This window comes from Pseudomonas sp. Q1-7 (genome assembly GCF_028010285.1).
Taxonomy (GTDB): Bacteria; Pseudomonadota; Gammaproteobacteria; order Pseudomonadales; family Pseudomonadaceae; genus Metapseudomonas.
In genome coordinates this window covers 1467150-1483208 of record NZ_CP116304.1, presented here as the reverse complement: position 1 = coordinate 1483208, position 16059 = coordinate 1467150, and the positions used below count along the sequence as shown (strand labels likewise).

The window sequence follows — 16059 nt, the reverse complement described above, 5'->3', positions numbered from 1 at the left end:
AATCACCCATGAACAAGAATCCCTGGATCAAGGCTGGCCTGGGCCTGTCCCTCCTGGCCTCCGCCATCGCCCACGCCGCCCAGCCCGAGGGCCGGAATGTCGGCCTGGACGTGAAGATCACCGCGCAATCGGAAGATGACCGCGACCTCGGCACCCGTGATGGCGGCGACGTCAACGGCATCGGTCTCGACCTGCGCCCCTGGGTCTATGGCGAGCGCGGCGACTGGAGCGCCTTCGCCATGGGCCAGGCGGTCACCGCCACCGATATCGTCGAGACCGACACCCTGGAATCCAGCGACATCGAAGCCGACGGCGGCCAGCGCAACGACGGCCGCGAGCCGGACAAGAGCTACCTGGCGATGCGCGAATTCTGGGTCGACTACGGCGGCCTCACCGCCTACCCCGGCGAGCACCTGCGCTTCGGTCGCCAGCGTGTGCGCAGCGACGAAGGCACCTGGTGGGACACCAATATCGAGGCCCTGCGCTGGAGCTTCGACACCACCCTGCTGCGCGCCCACGCCGGCATCGCCGAGCGCTTCAGCGAGTACCGCACCGACATCGACGAGCTGGCCCCGGAAGACGAAGACCGCCAGCACCTCTTCGGCGACATCGCCACCCAGTGGCGTCCCGGCCACTGGGTCGGCGCCAAGCTGCACCACAGCCACGACACCGGCGATCTGCCCAACGTGGGCGAGGACGTGGACGAGCTGTCCAAGCGCACCACCGGTGACCTGACCTGGTTGGGCCTGGAGGCCGACGGCGGCTTCTACGACCGCCGCTCCACCGCGCCGCTGAACTACTGGGCCCAGGCCACCTGGCTGACCGGCGATGTGGACGAGCTGCAGCAGACCGTGGTCGGCGACCAGGCCGTCGCCGCCGGCAAGCGCAATGTCGATGTCGACGCCTGGGCCATCGACCTCGGCCTGCGCTGGAACCTCTCCGAGCAGTGGAAGGTCGGCGGCGCTTACGCCCGTGGCAGCGGCGGCGATGACGACGGCTCCGAACAGTTCCGCCAGACCGGCCTGGAAAGCAACCGCTCCAACTTCACCGGCACCGACGCGCGCATGCACCGCTTCGGCGAGGCCTTCCGCGGCGAGCTGAGCAACCTGCAGGTGGCCACCGCCTTCGCCTCCTGGCAACTGGGCGAGGACTACGACGCCAGCGTCGTCTACCACCGCTTCTGGCGCGTGGACGACAACCAGGACGTGGGCCAGAGCGGCATCATCGCGCCACTGGAAGACGGCGAAAAGGACATCGGCCAGGAGATGGACCTGGTGGTCACCCGCTACTTCAAGCAGGGCCTGCTGCCGGCCTCCATGGCCGAGCACCTGGATGAGCGCTCCGCCCTGGTGCGCTTGCGTGGCGGCGTGTTCAAGCCGGGCGATGCCTATGCCAGCGGCACCGATTCGCTGATGCACCGCGCCTTCGTCGATTTCATCTGGCGCTTCTGATGCTCATCCGGCGCAAGGGAGGAACAGCCATGAAACGTGGCATGGGAACCACATTGCTGATCGGCGGCGTCGTGCTCGGCGCCCTGCAGTTCGCTGCGCCCTGGGTGCAGGGTGCCGAGCTGACCCAGGAGCTCAAGCCGATCAAGAACTACAAGGTACTGACCGCGCCGGCGGAACAACTGCACCTGGATACGCCCAAGGTGCCGGACCTGTCCGGCTATACCGCGCAGGCGGTGGACGCGAAGATCGACCGCGCCACCCGTGGCCGTGTGGTGGTCCGGCGTATGCTCCAGCAGGACGCCCTGAAAGACTTCATCGGCGGTGACGAGCGCCTGCGCGAATGGGTCAAGCGCCAACAGGGCATGCCCCAGGCGATCTTCATCGAAGGCGGCTACGTGACCCCGCAAGACCTCGCCAAGGCGCTGCCCGACAGCCAGTTCAGCGAGACCGAACCGGGTGTCTACCTCGCCCGCCTGCCGCTGGTGGTGGCCCAGGGCGCGAGCCTGCAGATCGGCAAGGAAACCAGGGACTTCCGCCTCTCCCAGGAGCGCGGCGCCTTCCTCGTCAACGATGGCAAGCTGTTCATCACCGACACCCGGCTCACGGCCTGGAACGAGAAGGACAAGTCGCCGGCCTGGTTCCGCAAGCCCGAGGAATTCCGTCCCTTCCTGGTGTCCTGGGGCGGTAGCGAGCTGTACATAGTCGGCAGCACGGTCACCAGCCTCGGCTACGACAACTCCAAGTCCTACGGCGTCTCCATCACCCAGTACACCCCGGGGATGCATGCGCGCCTGAAACGCCCGGCGCCCACCGGCTGGCTGCTGGATTCGGAGTTCGTCGACCACTGGTACGGCTTCTACTGCTTCGAGGCGGAGAACGTCGTCATCAAGGGCAACACCTACCGCGACAACATCGTCTACGGCATCGACCCCCACGACCGTTCCCACGGCCTGGTCATCGCCCACAACAGCGTTTTCGGCACCAGGAAGAAGCACGGGATCATCATTTCCCGCGAGGTGGACGACAGCTGGATCGTCCACAACAAGAGCTACGACAACAAACTCTCCGGGATCGTCATCGACCGTAACTCGGTGAACAATCTCGTGGCCTGGAACGAGGTCTACCAGAACCATTCCGACGGCATCACGCTGTACGAGAGCTCCAACAACCTGCTCTGGGGCAACAAGATCCTCGGCAACCAGCGCCACGGCATCCGCGTGCGCAACAGCGTGAACATCCGCCTCTACGAGAACCTCTCGGCGGCCAATGGCCTGACCGGCGTGTATGGCCACATCAAGGACCTTTCCGATACCGACCGGAACATCGAACTCGACCCCTTCGACACCAAGGTCTCGCTGATCCTGGTGGGCGGCAAGCTCGCCGGCAATGGTTCCAGCCCCCTCTCCATCGACTCGCCGCTGTCGGTCGAGCTGTACCGCGTGGAACTGCTCGCCCCGAGCAAATCCACCGGCATCAGCTTCGCCGGCATCCTCGGCGAAAAGCAGGACGAAATCCTCGACCTGATGGTGCGCCGCAAGCAGGCGGTGCTGATCGACCCCGTCGAAAGCCAGGCCGAACTCCAGGATTGAGGCACGCGATCATGCAAAGACATTCCCGCAACTGGCTGACCCCCTCCGCCCTGGCGGTCGCCCTGCTGGCCACTGCCCAGGGCGCCCAGGCGGCCCCCGAGTACAGCGTGCAGCGCACCGGTCCGCTGTGCGCCGCCGCACAGGACCCGGCCCGCTACAACACCCAGTACCTGAGCTTCTTCACCGCCCTGGTGCAGGGCCAGGACGACTGGCTGTTCCGCACCCGGTATGACCTGCGCACCGACTTCGGCACCACGCGCTACGGCTGGAGCCAATTCCGCCGCCTGCGCGACGCACTGAAGGCCCGGGGTATCGAGCTGCTGGTGGTCTACCAGCCCACCCGTGGCCTGGTGAACCGCGAGAAGCTCACCCCTGAGGAGAAGGCCCGTTTCAACTACGACCTGGCGAAGCAGAACTACCTGGCCGCCCTGGAGCAGTTCCGCAAGGCCGGCATCTGGACCACCGACCTCTCGCCGCTATTCGACGAGAAGGGCGTGGGCACCGACTACTACTTCAAGGCCGACCACCACTGGACACCCGCCGGCGCCGACCGTACCGCCAGGCTGGTGGCCGAAACCCTGAAGGACATTCCCGGCTTCGACGACATTCCCAAGAAGGACTTCCAGAGCAAGGTGGTCGGCCTGCTGCCCAAGGCCGGCACCCTGCACAAGACCGCCGGCCAGCTCTGCGGCACCAGCTATGCCACCCAGTACGTGGAGCGCTACGAGACCGAGGCATCCGGCGATGGCGGCGACAGCCTGTTCGGCGACGAGTCCAACCCGCAGGTGGCCCTGGTGGGCACCTCCAACAGCGGCCCCGCCTACAACTTCGCCGGCTTCCTGCAGCAGCACAGCGGCGCCGAAGTGCTCAACGTGGCGGTCAGTGGCGGCGGCTTCGACAGCGCCCTGCTGCAGTACATGAGCAGCCAGGAATTCCACAAACACCCGCCCAAGGTGCTGATCTGGGAGTTCGCCACCCACTACGACATGGCGCAGAAGAGCTTCTATCGCCAGGCCGTGCCGCTGGTGAACAACGGCTGCGAAGGCCGCCCCCTGGCCCTGAAGAACAAGATGACACTGCGCCCCGGCGCCAACGAGGTGCTGGTCAATGGCCGGGGCTCGGCCCCGCGCGACCTGCGCGGCGGTGACTACCAGGTGGACCTGACCTTCAGCGACCCCGCGGTGCACGAGGCCAAGGCCACCATCTGGTACCTGAACGGCCGCCGCGAGAACGTCAAGCTGGAACAGAGCGACCGCACCGACACCGGTGGGCGCTACGTGTTCGAGCTGCGCAACGATCCCGACTGGGCCGACCTGAACCTGCTCGCCGTGGAAATCCACGGCCCGCAACAGATGCCCCAGGACCTCAGCGTCGAGGTCGGCGTCTGCGCGCGCCCGGGCCAAGGCGGCAACACCCTCGCGGCCAAGGCTGAGTGAGGAAGGAGGCTCCCATGCACACCCGACCCTGGCTGCTCGCTCCCCTGTTCGCCGGCCTCCTGCTCGCCGGACAGGCCCAGTCCGCCGACCTGGTCCCGCCGCGCGGCTACTACGCAGCGGTGGACGTCGACGCCAAGCCCGGCGGCCACTGCAAGGCGCCGCCCGCGCCCTACACCGCCAAGCTGGAGTTCCGCAGCAAGTACGAAGGCTCGGACAAGGCTCGCGCCACGCTGAACCCCGAGGCGGAAAAGGCCTTCCGGGAGAAGACCGCCGACATCACTGAGATGGAGCGCGGCATCAGCAGGATGGTCACGGCGTACATGCACAAGGGCCAGCGCACCCAACTCGAATGCACCCTGCAGTGGCTGGGTAGCTGGGCCCAGGCCAACGCCCTGCTCAGCACCGCGTACAACCACACCGGCAAGTCCATGCGCAAATGGGCCCTGGGCAGCATGGCCGCGGCCTACCTGCGCTTGAAGTTTTCCGCGTCGCAGCCCCTGGCGCCCTACGGCGCGCAGACACGGGTGATCGAATCCTGGTTCTCGCGCCTGGCCGACCAGGTGGTGCGCGACTGGAGCGGCCTGCCGCTGAAGAAGATCAACAACCACGCCTACTGGGCCGCCTGGTCGGTGATGGCCACCGCCGTCGCCACCAACCGCCAGGACCTCTTCGACTGGTCGGTGGCGCAGTTCCGCGTGGCCGCCGGCCAGGTGGACAAGGACGGTTTCCTGCCCAACGAGCTCAAGCGCCAGCAGCGCGCCCTCGCCTACCACAACTACAGCCTGCCGCCGCTGGCGATGGTCGCCAGCTTCGCCCAGGCCAACGGCGTGGACCTGCGCGAGGAGAACCACGGCGCCCTGCGCCGCCTTGGTGAGAAGGTGATCGCCGGCGTGGACGACCCCGACGCCTTCGATGAGAAGACCGGCGACGACCAGGACATGAGCGAGCTGAAGAAGCACGCCAAGTTCGCCTGGCTGGAGCCCTGGTGCTCGCTCTACGCCTGCTCCGCCGCGACCCTGGAACGCAAGGCGGCGATGGGCCCCTACAAGACCTTCCGCCTCGGCGGGGATGTGACCCAGGTGTTCCACCCGAAGAAGGAGGGTGGGAGCTAGCAAAAGCACCCTCTCCCCAACCCTCTCCCGCAAGCGGGAGAGGGGGCCGTCCGTGCCGCTGTCGATTCACGCGCGGGCCGCTTGCCTCCCCTCTCCCTTTCAGGGAGAGGGGCCGGGGGAGAGGGTTCTCCGACCCTGCGAGAGACAGGGCGGAGCCAAAGGATTTCGCCACACCCTGGGGAGGGATTGGCGGGCCGCACGCCAGGCTGGAAAGCCCTGCGACGGCCTTGAAACGAGTGCTTCAACGGAGAGGCTCGGATGGTCTTTTCTTCCAACGTGTTCCTGTTCCTGTTCCTACCGACCTTCCTCGGCTTGTACTACCTGTGCGGGAACCGTTATCGCAATCTGCTGATCCTGATCGGCAGCTACATCTTCTATGCCTGGTGGCGGGTGGATTTCCTCGCCCTGTTCGCGGCGGTCACGCTGTGGAACTACGTCTTCGGCCTGGGTATCCACAGCGCCGGCAAGGACACACGCGCCGCACAGCGCTGGGTGCTCTGGGGCGTGCTGGGCAACCTGCTCACCCTGGGCTATTTCAAGTACGCCAACTTCGGTGCGGCCAACCTCAACCGCGTGCTGGAGTCCTTCGGCTGGGACCCGGTGCTGCTGACCCAGGTCATCCTGCCCATCGGCATCTCCTTCTACGTTTTCCAGTCCATCAGCTACCTGGTGGACGTGTATCGGGGGGATACCGAGCCCACGCGCAACCTGATCAACTTCGCCGCCTTCATCGCGCTCTTCCCCCAGCTCATCGCCGGGCCGGTGCTGCGCTACAAGGACCTGGCCGACCAGTTCACCGACCGCCGCCACAGCCTGGACACATTCTCCGAAGGCGCCACGCGCTTCATGCAGGGCTTCGTCAAGAAGGTCTTCATCGCCGACAGCCTGGCCCCGCTGGTGGACCACTGCTTCGCCCTGCAGAACCCCAGCACGGGCGATGCCTGGCTGGGCATGCTGGCCTATACCGCGCAGCTCTACTTCGACTTCTCCGGCTACAGCGACATGGCCATCGGGCTCGGCCTGATGATGGGTTTCCGCTTCATGGAAAACTTCAACCAGCCCTACATCAGCCAGTCCATCACCGAGTTCTGGCGGCGCTGGCACATCAGCCTGTCCACCTGGCTGCGGGACTACCTCTACATCCCCCTGGGCGGGAATCGCGGCACGACCTTCCAGACCTACCGCAACCTGTTCCTCACCATGCTGCTGGGCGGCTTCTGGCACGGCGCCAACTGGACCTTCCTGATCTGGGGCGCCTGGCATGGCCTGTGGCTGTCCATCGAGCGGGCGCTGGGCATCAACGCCGCACCCCTGGTGTTCCAGCCGCTGCGCTGGGCTTTCACCGTCTTCCTGGTGATGCTCGGCTGGGTGATCTTCCGCGCGGAGAACCTGGACGTCGCCTGGCGCATGTACGCCGCGCTCTTCAGCTTCAACGGCTGGCAGCTCTCCGAACTCAACCGCGCGCAGATCAACGATCTGCAGATCGCCACGCTGCTGCTGGCCTACGCGGTGCTGGCCTGGTTCGGCCTGCGCGAATTCCGCGCGCAGACGCGTGGCGATGAGCCGGCCGTGGAGGCCATCGCCAACGCCGACGGCAGCCTAAGCCTGCGCCAGCCGATGCGCCTGCAGTGGACAACCGCGGCCACCCGCGCCGCGCTGCTCGCGCTGTTCACCGCCTCGGTGCTGAAGCTCTCGGCCCAGAGCTTCTCGCCCTTCCTCTACTTCCAGTTCTGAAGGGAACCGGCCCATGACCCCTACGCAAAACCTGCTCTACGCCACCTCGTTCGGCGGACTGATAGCCGGACTGAGCCTCTGGTCGCTGAACGGACTGCTCGACTTCTCCGTGGCCGAGGGCACGCCCGTGCTCAACGGCACACTGGCCCAGGCCTTCGAGACGCATTACGACGAGGAATTTCCCGCCAAACGCCTGGGTACCAACCTCTGGGCCTTGCTGGACTACGGGCTGTTCGGCGAAGGCCGCCAGGGCGTGATCATCGGCCAGGACGGCTGGCTCTACTCGAATGAGGAATTCGACCCGGTCGCCGACGGCAGCCGCCACATGCGCGACAACCTGGCGCTGGTCCAGGGCGTGCGCGATGCACTGGCTCAGCGCGATATCCAGCTGGTGCTGGCAATCATTCCGTCCAAATCGCGTCTCTACCCCGAGCATGTCGGCGAGGCCACACCTACGGCCCTGCGCCAGGACCTCTACGAGCGTTTCCGTGGCGCCGTGCGCAAGGCCGGGATCACCGCCCCGGACCTGCTCGCCACCCTCGAAGACGCCAAGAACCAGGGCCAGGTCTTCCTGCGCACCGACACCCACTGGACCCCCATGGGCGCCGAAGCCGTGGCCGGACGCCTGGGCCAGGCGGTGGGCGAGGCCATGACCCTGCGCGGTTCGCCGCAGCAGTACCTGACCGAGATCGAAGGCCACGAGGACTACAAGGGCGACCTGACCCGATTCCTGCCCCTGGAGCCGCTGTTCGAGGACCTGATGCCGGCGCCGGACCAGTTGCAGAAGCGCACCACCCGCCGCCAGGACGACGCGGTCGGCGACGACGCCCTGTTCGCCGAATCCGACGTGCCGGTGGCCCTGGTGGGCACCAGCTACAGCGCCAACGACAAGTGGAACTTCGCCGGCGCCCTGCGCCAGGCCCTGCAGCGCGACCTGGTGAACCATGCCGAGGATGGCCACGGGCCGATCCTGCCGATGCTCCGCTACCTGCAGAGCGACGAACTGAAGAACGCCGCGCCGCAACTGGTGATCTGGGAGTTCCCGGAGCGCTACCTGCCGATGCCCAGCGACCTGTCCGACTTCGACCCCGACTGGGTCGCCGGCCTGCGCAAAGGCAGCGTGGACGACACACGCCTGGCCTCGCGCACGGGCCACTGAGCAATCCCCTCGCCAGGGGAACACAGGGCCGAACCCGGTCCGATCAAGAGAGAAGATGGAGGAACACCTCATGAACCGACAGAACACACGCCGCTGGATGTCCTGTGCCTGCGCCCTGGCGCTCGGCATCGGCGCCCTGCAGGTCCAGGCCGACGAAGGCGGCCTGTACGGCCCGCAGGCGCCCAAGGGGTCCGCCTTCGTCCGCGCCTACAACGCCGGCAGCCACGAGCTCAGCGTCAACGTCGGCAACACCGCGCTGACCGACGTGCCGCCACTGGGCTCCAGCGACTTCAAGTTCCTCCCGGCGGGCAACTACAGCGCCCAGGTGGGCAACGGCAGCCTCTCGGTGAAGCTGGAAGCCGACCGCTACTACACCCTGGTCAACCAGACCGGCAAGAACCCGCAACTGGTCGAGGAGCCGCCCTTCCGCAACAAGCAGAAGGCCCTGCTGCGCGTGCAGAACCTGTCCGACGCCAAGCTCAGCCTGAAGACCGCCGACGGCAAAACCCCGGTGGTCGCGGACGTGGCCCCGCAAGGCCGTGGCGAACGCGAGATCAACCCGGTGAAGGTGGGCCTGGCCCTGTTCGACGGCGACAGGAAGGTCAGCGACCTGAAGCCGGTCTCGCTGCAGCGCGGCGAGGTGGTCTGCCTCTACGTCACCGGCAGCGGCGGCAAGCTCTCCCCGGTCTGGGTCAAGCGCCCGGTGGAATCCTGAGCAGCCGCTTCGACGGAGCGACAGCCGGCGCGGGATGAACCACGCCGGTCATTACCCGCCACGCAGAGGGCGGGAAAGAACGAAATGTGATCGATGGAAGCAGTGCCTGAAACCCACAAACGCGTTAGGAGAAACACCCATGATTCCCGTGATCCTTTCTGGCGGTAGCGGCTCTCGCCTCTGGCCTCTTTCGCGCAAGCAATTCCCCAAGCAGTTCCTCGCCCTCACCGGCGAACGCACCCTGTTCCAGCAGACCCTGCAACGCCTGAACTTCGAAGGCATGCAGCCGGCCGTGCTGGTGGCCAACCAGGACCACCGCTTCATCGTCCAGGAACAGCTCGACGCCATCGGCCTGCCGGTCCAGAGCCTGTTGCTCGAACCCTTCGGCCGCAATACCGCGCCGGCGGTGGCCATGGCCGCGATGCAACTGCTGGCCGAGGGCCGCGACGAGCTGATGCTGGTGCTCCCGGCCGACCACGTGCTGCGTGACCAGGGTGCCTTCCAGCAGGCCCTGGCGCTGGCCAGCCTGGCTGCCGAGCAAGGCGAGATGGTGCTCTTCGGCGTGCCCGCCGAACGCCCGGAAACCGGCTACGGCTACATCCGCAGCCAGGCCGACGGCGCGCTGCCGGAAGGCATCGCCCGGGTCGCCCGGTTCGTCGAGAAGCCCAACGAAGACAAGGCCCGCGAGTACGTGGCCAGCGGCGACTATTTCTGGAACAGCGGCATGTTCCTGTTCCGCGCCAGCCGCTTCCTGGAAGAGCTCAAGCACCACGACGTGGACATCTACGACACCTGCCTGCTGGCCCTGGAACGCAGCAAGCGCGATGGCATCGCGGTGAGCATCGACGCCGCCACCTTCGCCTGCTGCCCGGACAACTCCATCGACTATGCGGTGATGGAGAAGACCGCGCGCGCCTGCGTGGTGCCGCTGGCCGCCGGCTGGAACGACGTGGGCAGCTGGAGCTCGATCTGGGAAGTGCACGACAAGGACCGGGACGGCAACGTCACCAAGGGCGACGTGGTGGTGCAGGACAGCCACAACTGCCTGGTGCACGGCAACGGCAAGCTGGTGTCGGTGATCGGCCTGGACGATGTGGTGGTGGTGGAAACCAAGGACGCCATGATGATCGCCCACAAGGACCGCGTGCAGGATGTGAAGAAGCTGGTCAACAAGCTGGACGCCGACGGCCGCAGCGAGACCCAGAACCACTGTGCCGTGTACCGCCCCTGGGGCTCCTACGACTCGGTGGACATGGGCGGCCGCTTCCAGGTCAAGCACATCACGGTGAAGCCCGGCGCGCAGCTGTCGCTACAGATGCACCACCACCGCGCCGAACACTGGATAGTCGTTTCCGGCACCGCCCAGGTGACCTGCGACGACAAGGTGTTCCTGCTCACCGAGAACCAGTCCACCTACATCCCGATCGCCTCGGTGCATCGCCTGGCCAACCCTGGCAAGATCCCGCTGGAGATCATCGAAGTGCAATCGGGCAGCTACCTGGGCGAAGACGACATCGAGCGCCTGGACGATGTCTACGGTCGCGCACCGCAAGGCGCCACGGTGCACAGCATCGCCCGCTGACGGCCGCTGACTGAGTTAGCATGGGAGGCCTCACACGGAGGTCTCCCATGCTGATCGGCATCGTTCTCATCCTGACCTGGCTCATCCTGCTGTTGCGCTACCCGGCCAAGGCCCTGCCCCTTTCCATGGCCGCGGTGGCCGGCCTGGGGCTGGTGGCCGCCTGGGTCCTCTGGCAGGAAAGCATCGAAGAAAATCGCTTCGCCCGCCTGGAAATCCAGCTCCGCCTCGATCCCGAACAATGTCCGGCCGACCGACCGCTGGCCATCACCCTGCGCAACGGCACCGATGCCGTGCTGCAGAACTTCGCCTGGCAGGTTCAGGCCATGCGCCCCGGCGACACCATCAATCTCGCCCAGGCCAGCTACGACCGGCCTCGCTACCTCGGCCCCGCCGAACTGCAGCCCGGCGCGAGCTGGCAGGACTGCCTGCCCCTTCCGCCCATTCGCCAGGGTTATCGCGCACAATCCCTGGAGTTTCGCGCCGCCGATCTGCGTGGCACATTCGTCGACTGAAAACACGGCCCTCTCCCCAACCCTCTCCCGCAAGCGGGAGAGGGGGCGGTCCGCGTAGCGATCGAACACCGCACGTGCTGCTTTACGCCCCTCTCCCTTTCAGGGCGAGGGCGCGCGGGAGCGGGTAACGGAACGCCAACCCTGCACAGGACTTGAGATGCCCACCCCAATCGCCCTGATCACCGGCTGCTCCAGCGGCATCGGCCGCGCCCTGGCCAACACCTTCAAGGCCGCTGGCTACGACGTCTGGGCCACGGCCCGCAAGGCGCAGGACCTGGCCACGCTTGAAGCGGCCGGCTTTGTCGCGGTCGCGCTGGACGTGAACGACCGGAACGCCGTGGCCGACCTGGCCGGACGCCTGGAACGGGAGGCCGGCGGCCTCGATGTGCTGGTGAACAACGCCGGCTACGGCGCCATGGGCCCGCTGCTGGACGGCGGCGTCGAGGCCCTGCGCAAGCAGTTCGACACCAACGTCTTCGCCCTGGTGGACCTGACCCGCGCCTGCTTCCCGCTGCTGCGCCAGCGCCGCGGCCTGGTGGTGAATATCGGCAGCGTATCCGGCGTGCTGGTCACGCCCTTCGCCGGCGCCTACTGCGCGTCCAAGGCGGCGGTGCATGCCCTGTCGGACGCCCTGCGCCTGGAGCTGGCACCGTTCGGCATCGAACTGATGGAAGTCCAGCCCGGCGCCATCGCGTCCAGCTTCGGCGCCAATGCCACCCGCGAAGCCGAAGCGCTGATCGCCGAAGGCTCGCCCTGGTGGCCGCTGCGCGAAGGCATCCGCGCCCGCGCACGCGCCTCCCAGGACAACCCCACCTCAGCCGAGGCATTCGCCCGGCGGCTGCTCGTCGCCGTGCAGCGCAAGCCGCGCCCGGCGCTGGTGCGCATCGGCAATGGCAGCCGCGCCCTGCCGCTGCTGGCGCGCTGGGTACCGAGAAGCCTGCTGGACCGCGTGCTGAAGAAGCGCTTCGGCCTCGGTGTATCGCTCTGAGCCGCGCGAAGCGCTGCCCGTCAGACCCGCGCGACCACCCCTTCGCTTATCCACAGCTTCAACCACTGCGCTGCCTGCAGGGGCTCGCCCAGCTCCTCGCAGAGCCGGGCGAAGTTCCATCCCTCCACCGCCATGCCGAGCAGCGCCCCGCCTTCTTCCCCGGACAGGCTGCGGTACTGCCCGACCAGCCCCCGGCGCCAGACCAGGCAGAGTTCGGGCCGCTCCAGCAGCCGGCTGCCGGGAAACTCGCGTGCCTCCTTCACCGCGCGCCAGAGGGCCAGACTGTTATGCCGGCACGGCACCCGTTGCACGCTGGGTAACAGCGCCAGACGCAACGCCGGCCAGTCTTCGGCCGACAATCGCGCCATGTGCTCCAGGGTCAGCGGTTCACCGTCGGCGGCGTCGAACGCCAGGGTGAAGGCCCACTCCAGCCGCGCCAGTTCGGCCAGGGGCTCGGCCTGCTCGGGCACCAGCCAGGCTTCGATGAAGTCCGCGAGCCCCGCGCCAAGCCAGCGCAGGCTGAAATGGGCCGATGGATGGACACGCAGGTAGGCGTGGGCCAGGGACTCGAACTCCTCGTCGCCCAGCCAGTGGTGCACCGTCGGGTAATCGCCGCGCAGGGCATCGACCAGGCGCGCCCGGTAGGCGTGGTGGTAGATCTGCAGCCCCTCCAGCGCACCCAGCTCGGGACCGCCCCGAATGGCGGCGAGCAGTTCGGGGGCCACGGCGCCGCTTTCGTCCAGCAGGTAGGCCTCGAAGCGTTGCTGGAATTCGTTCAGGCGCATGCCACCTCCTTGCCCAGCGTCGCCTCGGCCAGGGCGCGCGCCTGGTACAGTTCGGCCAGGAGTTCATCCAGGGGCGGCAGGTGGTCGTCCCGTTCCAGCAGGGTGGCCACCGGGCCCAGGTGTTCGAGCGTGCGCCGGTAGAGCTGCCAGACCGGGTCGCAGATCGGCGCGTCGTGGGTATCGATCAGGTAGTGGCCGTAGTCGCTGTGGCCGGCGAGGTGTAGCTGACGGATGGCCTGGCGCGGCAAAGCGGCGATGAAGTCCCAGGGGTCGAAGCCCTGGTTGAACGCGCTCACGTAGACGTTGTTCACGTCCAGCAGCAACTCGCAGCCGCTGCGCTCCACCAGCGCACAGAGGAACGCCCACTCGCTCATCTCGCTGTCGGCGCAGCGCAGGTAGCTGGAGACGTTTTCCAGCACCAGCGGCCGGCCCAGCGCATCCTGCACCTGCATCACCCGCTCGGCCACGTGGGCCAGGCTCTCTTCGGTAAAGGGCAGCGGCAGCAGGTCGTGCAGTTGGTGGGCGTTGCCACGGCTCCAGCAGAGGTGGTCGGAGACCCACCGCGGATGGATGCGTTCGGCCAGGGCCCTGAGCTGGCGCAGGTGGTCGGTATCCAGCGGGTGCGGACCGCCGATGGACAGCGACACGCCGTGCATCACCAGCGGATAGCGCTCGGCGATGGCGTCGAGGTAATAGAGCGGCTTGCCGCCGCCCACCAGGTAGTTCTCGGAGATCACCTCGAACCAGTCCACGGCGGGTTCCTGTTCGAGGATTTCCTGGTGGTACTGGCTCCTGAGTCCCAGGCCGAAGCCCAGGCTGGACGAGTGTTCGCGCATGACGGGCCTCCCTGGGGCCAGGGGTGGCCCGCAGGCCACCCCGGTTCCGGATTACGGGCCGACCTTGCCACCGGAGGACTTGCACTCGGCCAGCGTGGTGCTCTTGAAGCCCTGGCCCTTGCAGGCACCCTGGCCCTTGCACGCGTTGTTGGCGGTCTTGCAGTCGTTCTGGCCCTTGCAGGCATTGATGCCGTAACAGTGAACCATGCCTTCTTCGGCCATGACCTGGGCGGGCAAGCCGGCGAACAGGCTGGCGGCGGTCAGGGCCAGGGCGAAGCCGGTGAAGGTGGCGGTGCTTTTCATGGTCATTTTTATGCATCCTCGGAAAGTGATCGTCAGCCGGCTCACTGCGCCGGACATAGAGGTAGAGAATGACGGGGGCCTGGCGTTACAGCCGCGCGAGGAATTTTTTTGCCGTCCGGAAACGGACCTGGGTCAGGCGATCCCGCCCTGTATCCGGGTTACAGTGGCCGCACTTCAATCACGGGATTTCACCATGTCGCTTTCCTTGCGCTACGCCGTCGGCGGCGTGGCCCTGGCCACGGTTCTGAACCTGCTGCTGCGCAGCCTGGTGAAGGTCGGCGGCCTCTTCGCCACCCTGCTGATCGCCGCTGCCACGGCGGCGCTGATCGCCCTCGCCTTCCGGCTGATCCAGCGGCGCGCGCCGTCGCCCGGCGAGCGCTGGCGCATCGTGCTCGTCTATGGCGGCCTGCTCGGCCTGCTGTACCTGGGACTGCTGGTGATGATGACGCTGCAGGACACGCCCAGCCCCATGGGCGTCCTGCTGTTCCTGGTGCATTACCTCTGCTACCCGGTGCTGGCCGCGCTGCTGCTGTCGGAGCGGTTCTTCGCGAACGTCCGCTGAGCGGCTAGACGCTCCCCTCCCGCTCCACCACCAGGATGCGGGCGGCGCCCCGGGGGTGGGCCACATGCTCGCAGCCCACCCCGGCATGGAAGATGTCGCCCACGCCCAGCAGCACCCGCCGCTCCTCGCCCCCCTCGCGATGGCGCATCTCCACCTCGCCCTCCAGCACCACGAAGACTTCCTGGCCATCGTTGACGTGCCAGACGTAGGGCTGGTCGGTCCAGTGCAGGCGCACCGTGGTGCCGTCCAGGTTGGCCACATCCAGCGCGCCCCAGGCCCGCTCCGCGGTGAACGCGCGGCCGCGAATCACCCGGCCGGCGCTCATGCGCGCCCCGCCGTGGCCACAGCCGGCGACAGCGGCTTGGGCTTGCGGAACACCAGCACGTTGCCCGCCATCACCAGGGCCAGGCCGAACAACGCCGGCAGGGTCCACTGGTAGCCTTCCACGAAGGCCGAGATGTTCAGCGCCACCACCGGGAAGAGCACCGTGCAGTAGGCGGCGCGCTCCGGCCCCATGCGCCCCACCAGGGTCAGGTAGGCGGTGAAGCCGATCACCGAACCGGGGATGGCCAGGTACAGCAGCGAGCCGATATAGCGGGTGTTCCACTCCATCGCGAAGGGCGTACCGCTGGCCAGGCACCAGGCGCCGAGCAGCAGGGCCCCGTAGAGCATGCCCCAGGCGTTGGTGGTCAGCGGCCTGAGACCGGCCTTCTGCTGCAGGCTGGAGAGCATGTTGCCGGCGGAGAAGCACAGCGTCCCCAACAGCGCCAGGCCCAGGCCAATGAGGGTTTCGCGGCTGGCGGCGTGGTGGGACAGCTCCGGCCAGAACAGCAGCCCCAGCCCCAGCAGGCCGAGGCCGCCGCCGGCCAACACGTTGGGCGCGATGCGCTGGCCGAAGAAGAGGCGCGCATTGAGGGCATTCCACAGGGTGGCGGTGGAGAACACCACGGCGATCAGGCCGCTGGGGATCCACTGGCTGGCGGTGTAGAAGCACATGAAATTGACGCAGAACAGACACAGGCCCTGGGCCAGGCAGATCAGCTGGGCGCGACCGTCGAGCTTCTGCAGGCGGCGGCTGAGCAGCAGGAGGGCAAAGAGCACGGCGGCGGCCAGGGCGAAACGGTAGGCGATGGAGGCGGGAATGGCGACGCTGCCCATCTGCAGCTTGATGGCGATCCAGGTGGTGCCCCAGATCAGGACGGTGAGCAGGTAGAGGGACAGGTTCATCGCGGCAACTCCGGTTTCGAGGGTTCCAGTCTCCCCCTGCCCCACCCCGCCCGCTTGCACAAACTTGC

At 67.2% G+C, this 16059-nt stretch carries 16 protein-coding genes; 11 read left to right on the top strand and 5 right to left on the bottom strand.

The annotated features are described in order from the left end of the window. The first annotated feature begins 8 nt into the window (after positions 1-8). The 10 genes from PJW05_RS06895 (at position 9) to PJW05_RS06850 (ending at position 12278) form a co-directional block, all read left to right on the top strand. Complete coding sequence (locus PJW05_RS06895; protein WP_271410976.1) at positions 9-1451, top strand: alginate export family protein; 1443 nt, start codon at positions 9-11, stop codon at positions 1449-1451. Between the two features lie 41 nt (positions 1452-1492). Then, a complete protein-coding gene (gene algG / locus PJW05_RS06890; protein WP_271410975.1) occupies positions 1493-3040 on the top strand; it encodes a mannuronan 5-epimerase AlgG in 1548 nt (515 codons plus the stop codon). An 11-nt stretch (positions 3041-3051) separates the two neighbouring features. Then, a complete protein-coding gene (locus PJW05_RS06885) occupies positions 3052-4476 on the top strand; it encodes an alginate O-acetyltransferase (RefSeq protein WP_271410974.1) in 1425 nt (474 codons plus the stop codon). A gap of 14 nt (positions 4477-4490) precedes the next feature. Next, positions 4491-5588, top strand: coding sequence for a mannuronate-specific alginate lyase (locus PJW05_RS06880; RefSeq protein WP_271410973.1), 1098 nt, complete (start codon positions 4491-4493; stop codon positions 5586-5588). A gap of 258 nt (positions 5589-5846) precedes the next feature. Further along, positions 5847-7322, top strand: a complete 1476-nt coding sequence (locus PJW05_RS06875; RefSeq protein WP_271410972.1) for an MBOAT family O-acyltransferase — start codon at positions 5847-5849, stop codon at positions 7320-7322. A gap of 13 nt (positions 7323-7335) precedes the next feature. Then, entirely contained in the window at positions 7336-8481 is a 1146-nt protein-coding gene (locus PJW05_RS06870; RefSeq protein WP_271410971.1) for an alginate O-acetyltransferase, read from the top strand. Positions 8482-8551: 70 nt separating this feature from the next. Next, positions 8552-9196: an alginate O-acetyltransferase AlgF gene (locus PJW05_RS06865; RefSeq protein ID WP_271410970.1), complete on the top strand. Its 645-nt coding sequence runs from the start codon at positions 8552-8554 to the stop codon at positions 9194-9196. 139 nt (positions 9197-9335) lie between these two features. Beyond that, the gene (locus PJW05_RS06860) at positions 9336-10778 is read left to right on the top strand and encodes a mannose-1-phosphate guanylyltransferase/mannose-6-phosphate isomerase (RefSeq protein WP_271410969.1); all 1443 of its coding nucleotides are present in this window, start codon (positions 9336-9338) and stop codon (positions 10776-10778) included. A 47-nt stretch (positions 10779-10825) separates the two neighbouring features. Continuing rightward, positions 10826-11290 (top strand): multidrug transporter, encoded by a 465-nt coding sequence (locus tag PJW05_RS06855; RefSeq protein WP_271410968.1) that lies wholly within the window; start codon positions 10826-10828, stop codon positions 11288-11290. A gap of 157 nt (positions 11291-11447) precedes the next feature. After that, positions 11448-12278: an SDR family oxidoreductase gene (locus PJW05_RS06850; protein WP_271410967.1), complete on the top strand. Its 831-nt coding sequence runs from the start codon at positions 11448-11450 to the stop codon at positions 12276-12278. A 20-nt stretch (positions 12279-12298) separates the two neighbouring features. On the opposite strand, the gene PJW05_RS06845 is transcribed toward PJW05_RS06850, so the two are convergent. The 3 genes from PJW05_RS06845 to bufA2 are packed head-to-tail and all read right to left on the bottom strand — an operon-like array spanning position 12299 to position 14208. Further along, positions 12299-13063 (bottom strand): HvfC/BufC N-terminal domain-containing protein, encoded by a 765-nt coding sequence (locus tag PJW05_RS06845; protein ID WP_271410966.1) that lies wholly within the window; start codon positions 13061-13063, stop codon positions 12299-12301. Then, complete coding sequence (gene bufB, locus PJW05_RS06840; RefSeq protein WP_271410965.1) at positions 13054-13899, bottom strand: MNIO family bufferin maturase; 846 nt, start codon at positions 13897-13899, stop codon at positions 13054-13056. Before bufB ends, PJW05_RS06845 begins: the two co-directional genes overlap by 10 nt. A 51-nt stretch (positions 13900-13950) precedes the next feature. Beyond that, positions 13951-14208: a BufA2 family periplasmic bufferin-type metallophore gene (gene bufA2 / locus PJW05_RS06835; protein ID WP_271410964.1), complete on the bottom strand. Its 258-nt coding sequence runs from the start codon at positions 14206-14208 to the stop codon at positions 13951-13953. 187 nt (positions 14209-14395) lie between these two features. On the opposite strand from bufA2, the gene PJW05_RS06830 reads away from it, so the two are divergent. Continuing rightward, positions 14396-14764 carry a hypothetical protein gene (locus PJW05_RS06830; protein ID WP_271410963.1) on the top strand — a complete coding sequence of 123 codons (369 nt, stop codon included), beginning with the start codon at positions 14396-14398 and terminating at the stop codon, positions 14762-14764. A gap of 4 nt (positions 14765-14768) precedes the next feature. On the opposite strand, the gene PJW05_RS06825 is transcribed toward PJW05_RS06830, so the two are convergent. Both PJW05_RS06825 and PJW05_RS06820 read right to left on the bottom strand, forming a co-directional pair. Beyond that, entirely contained in the window at positions 14769-15089 is a 321-nt protein-coding gene (locus PJW05_RS06825) for a cupin (RefSeq protein ID WP_271410962.1), read from the bottom strand. After that, positions 15086-15991, bottom strand: coding sequence for a DMT family transporter (locus tag PJW05_RS06820; RefSeq protein WP_271410961.1), 906 nt, complete (start codon positions 15989-15991; stop codon positions 15086-15088). The genes PJW05_RS06825 and PJW05_RS06820 overlap by 4 nt, the downstream gene beginning before the upstream one ends. Positions 15992-16059: the final 68 nt, after the last annotated feature.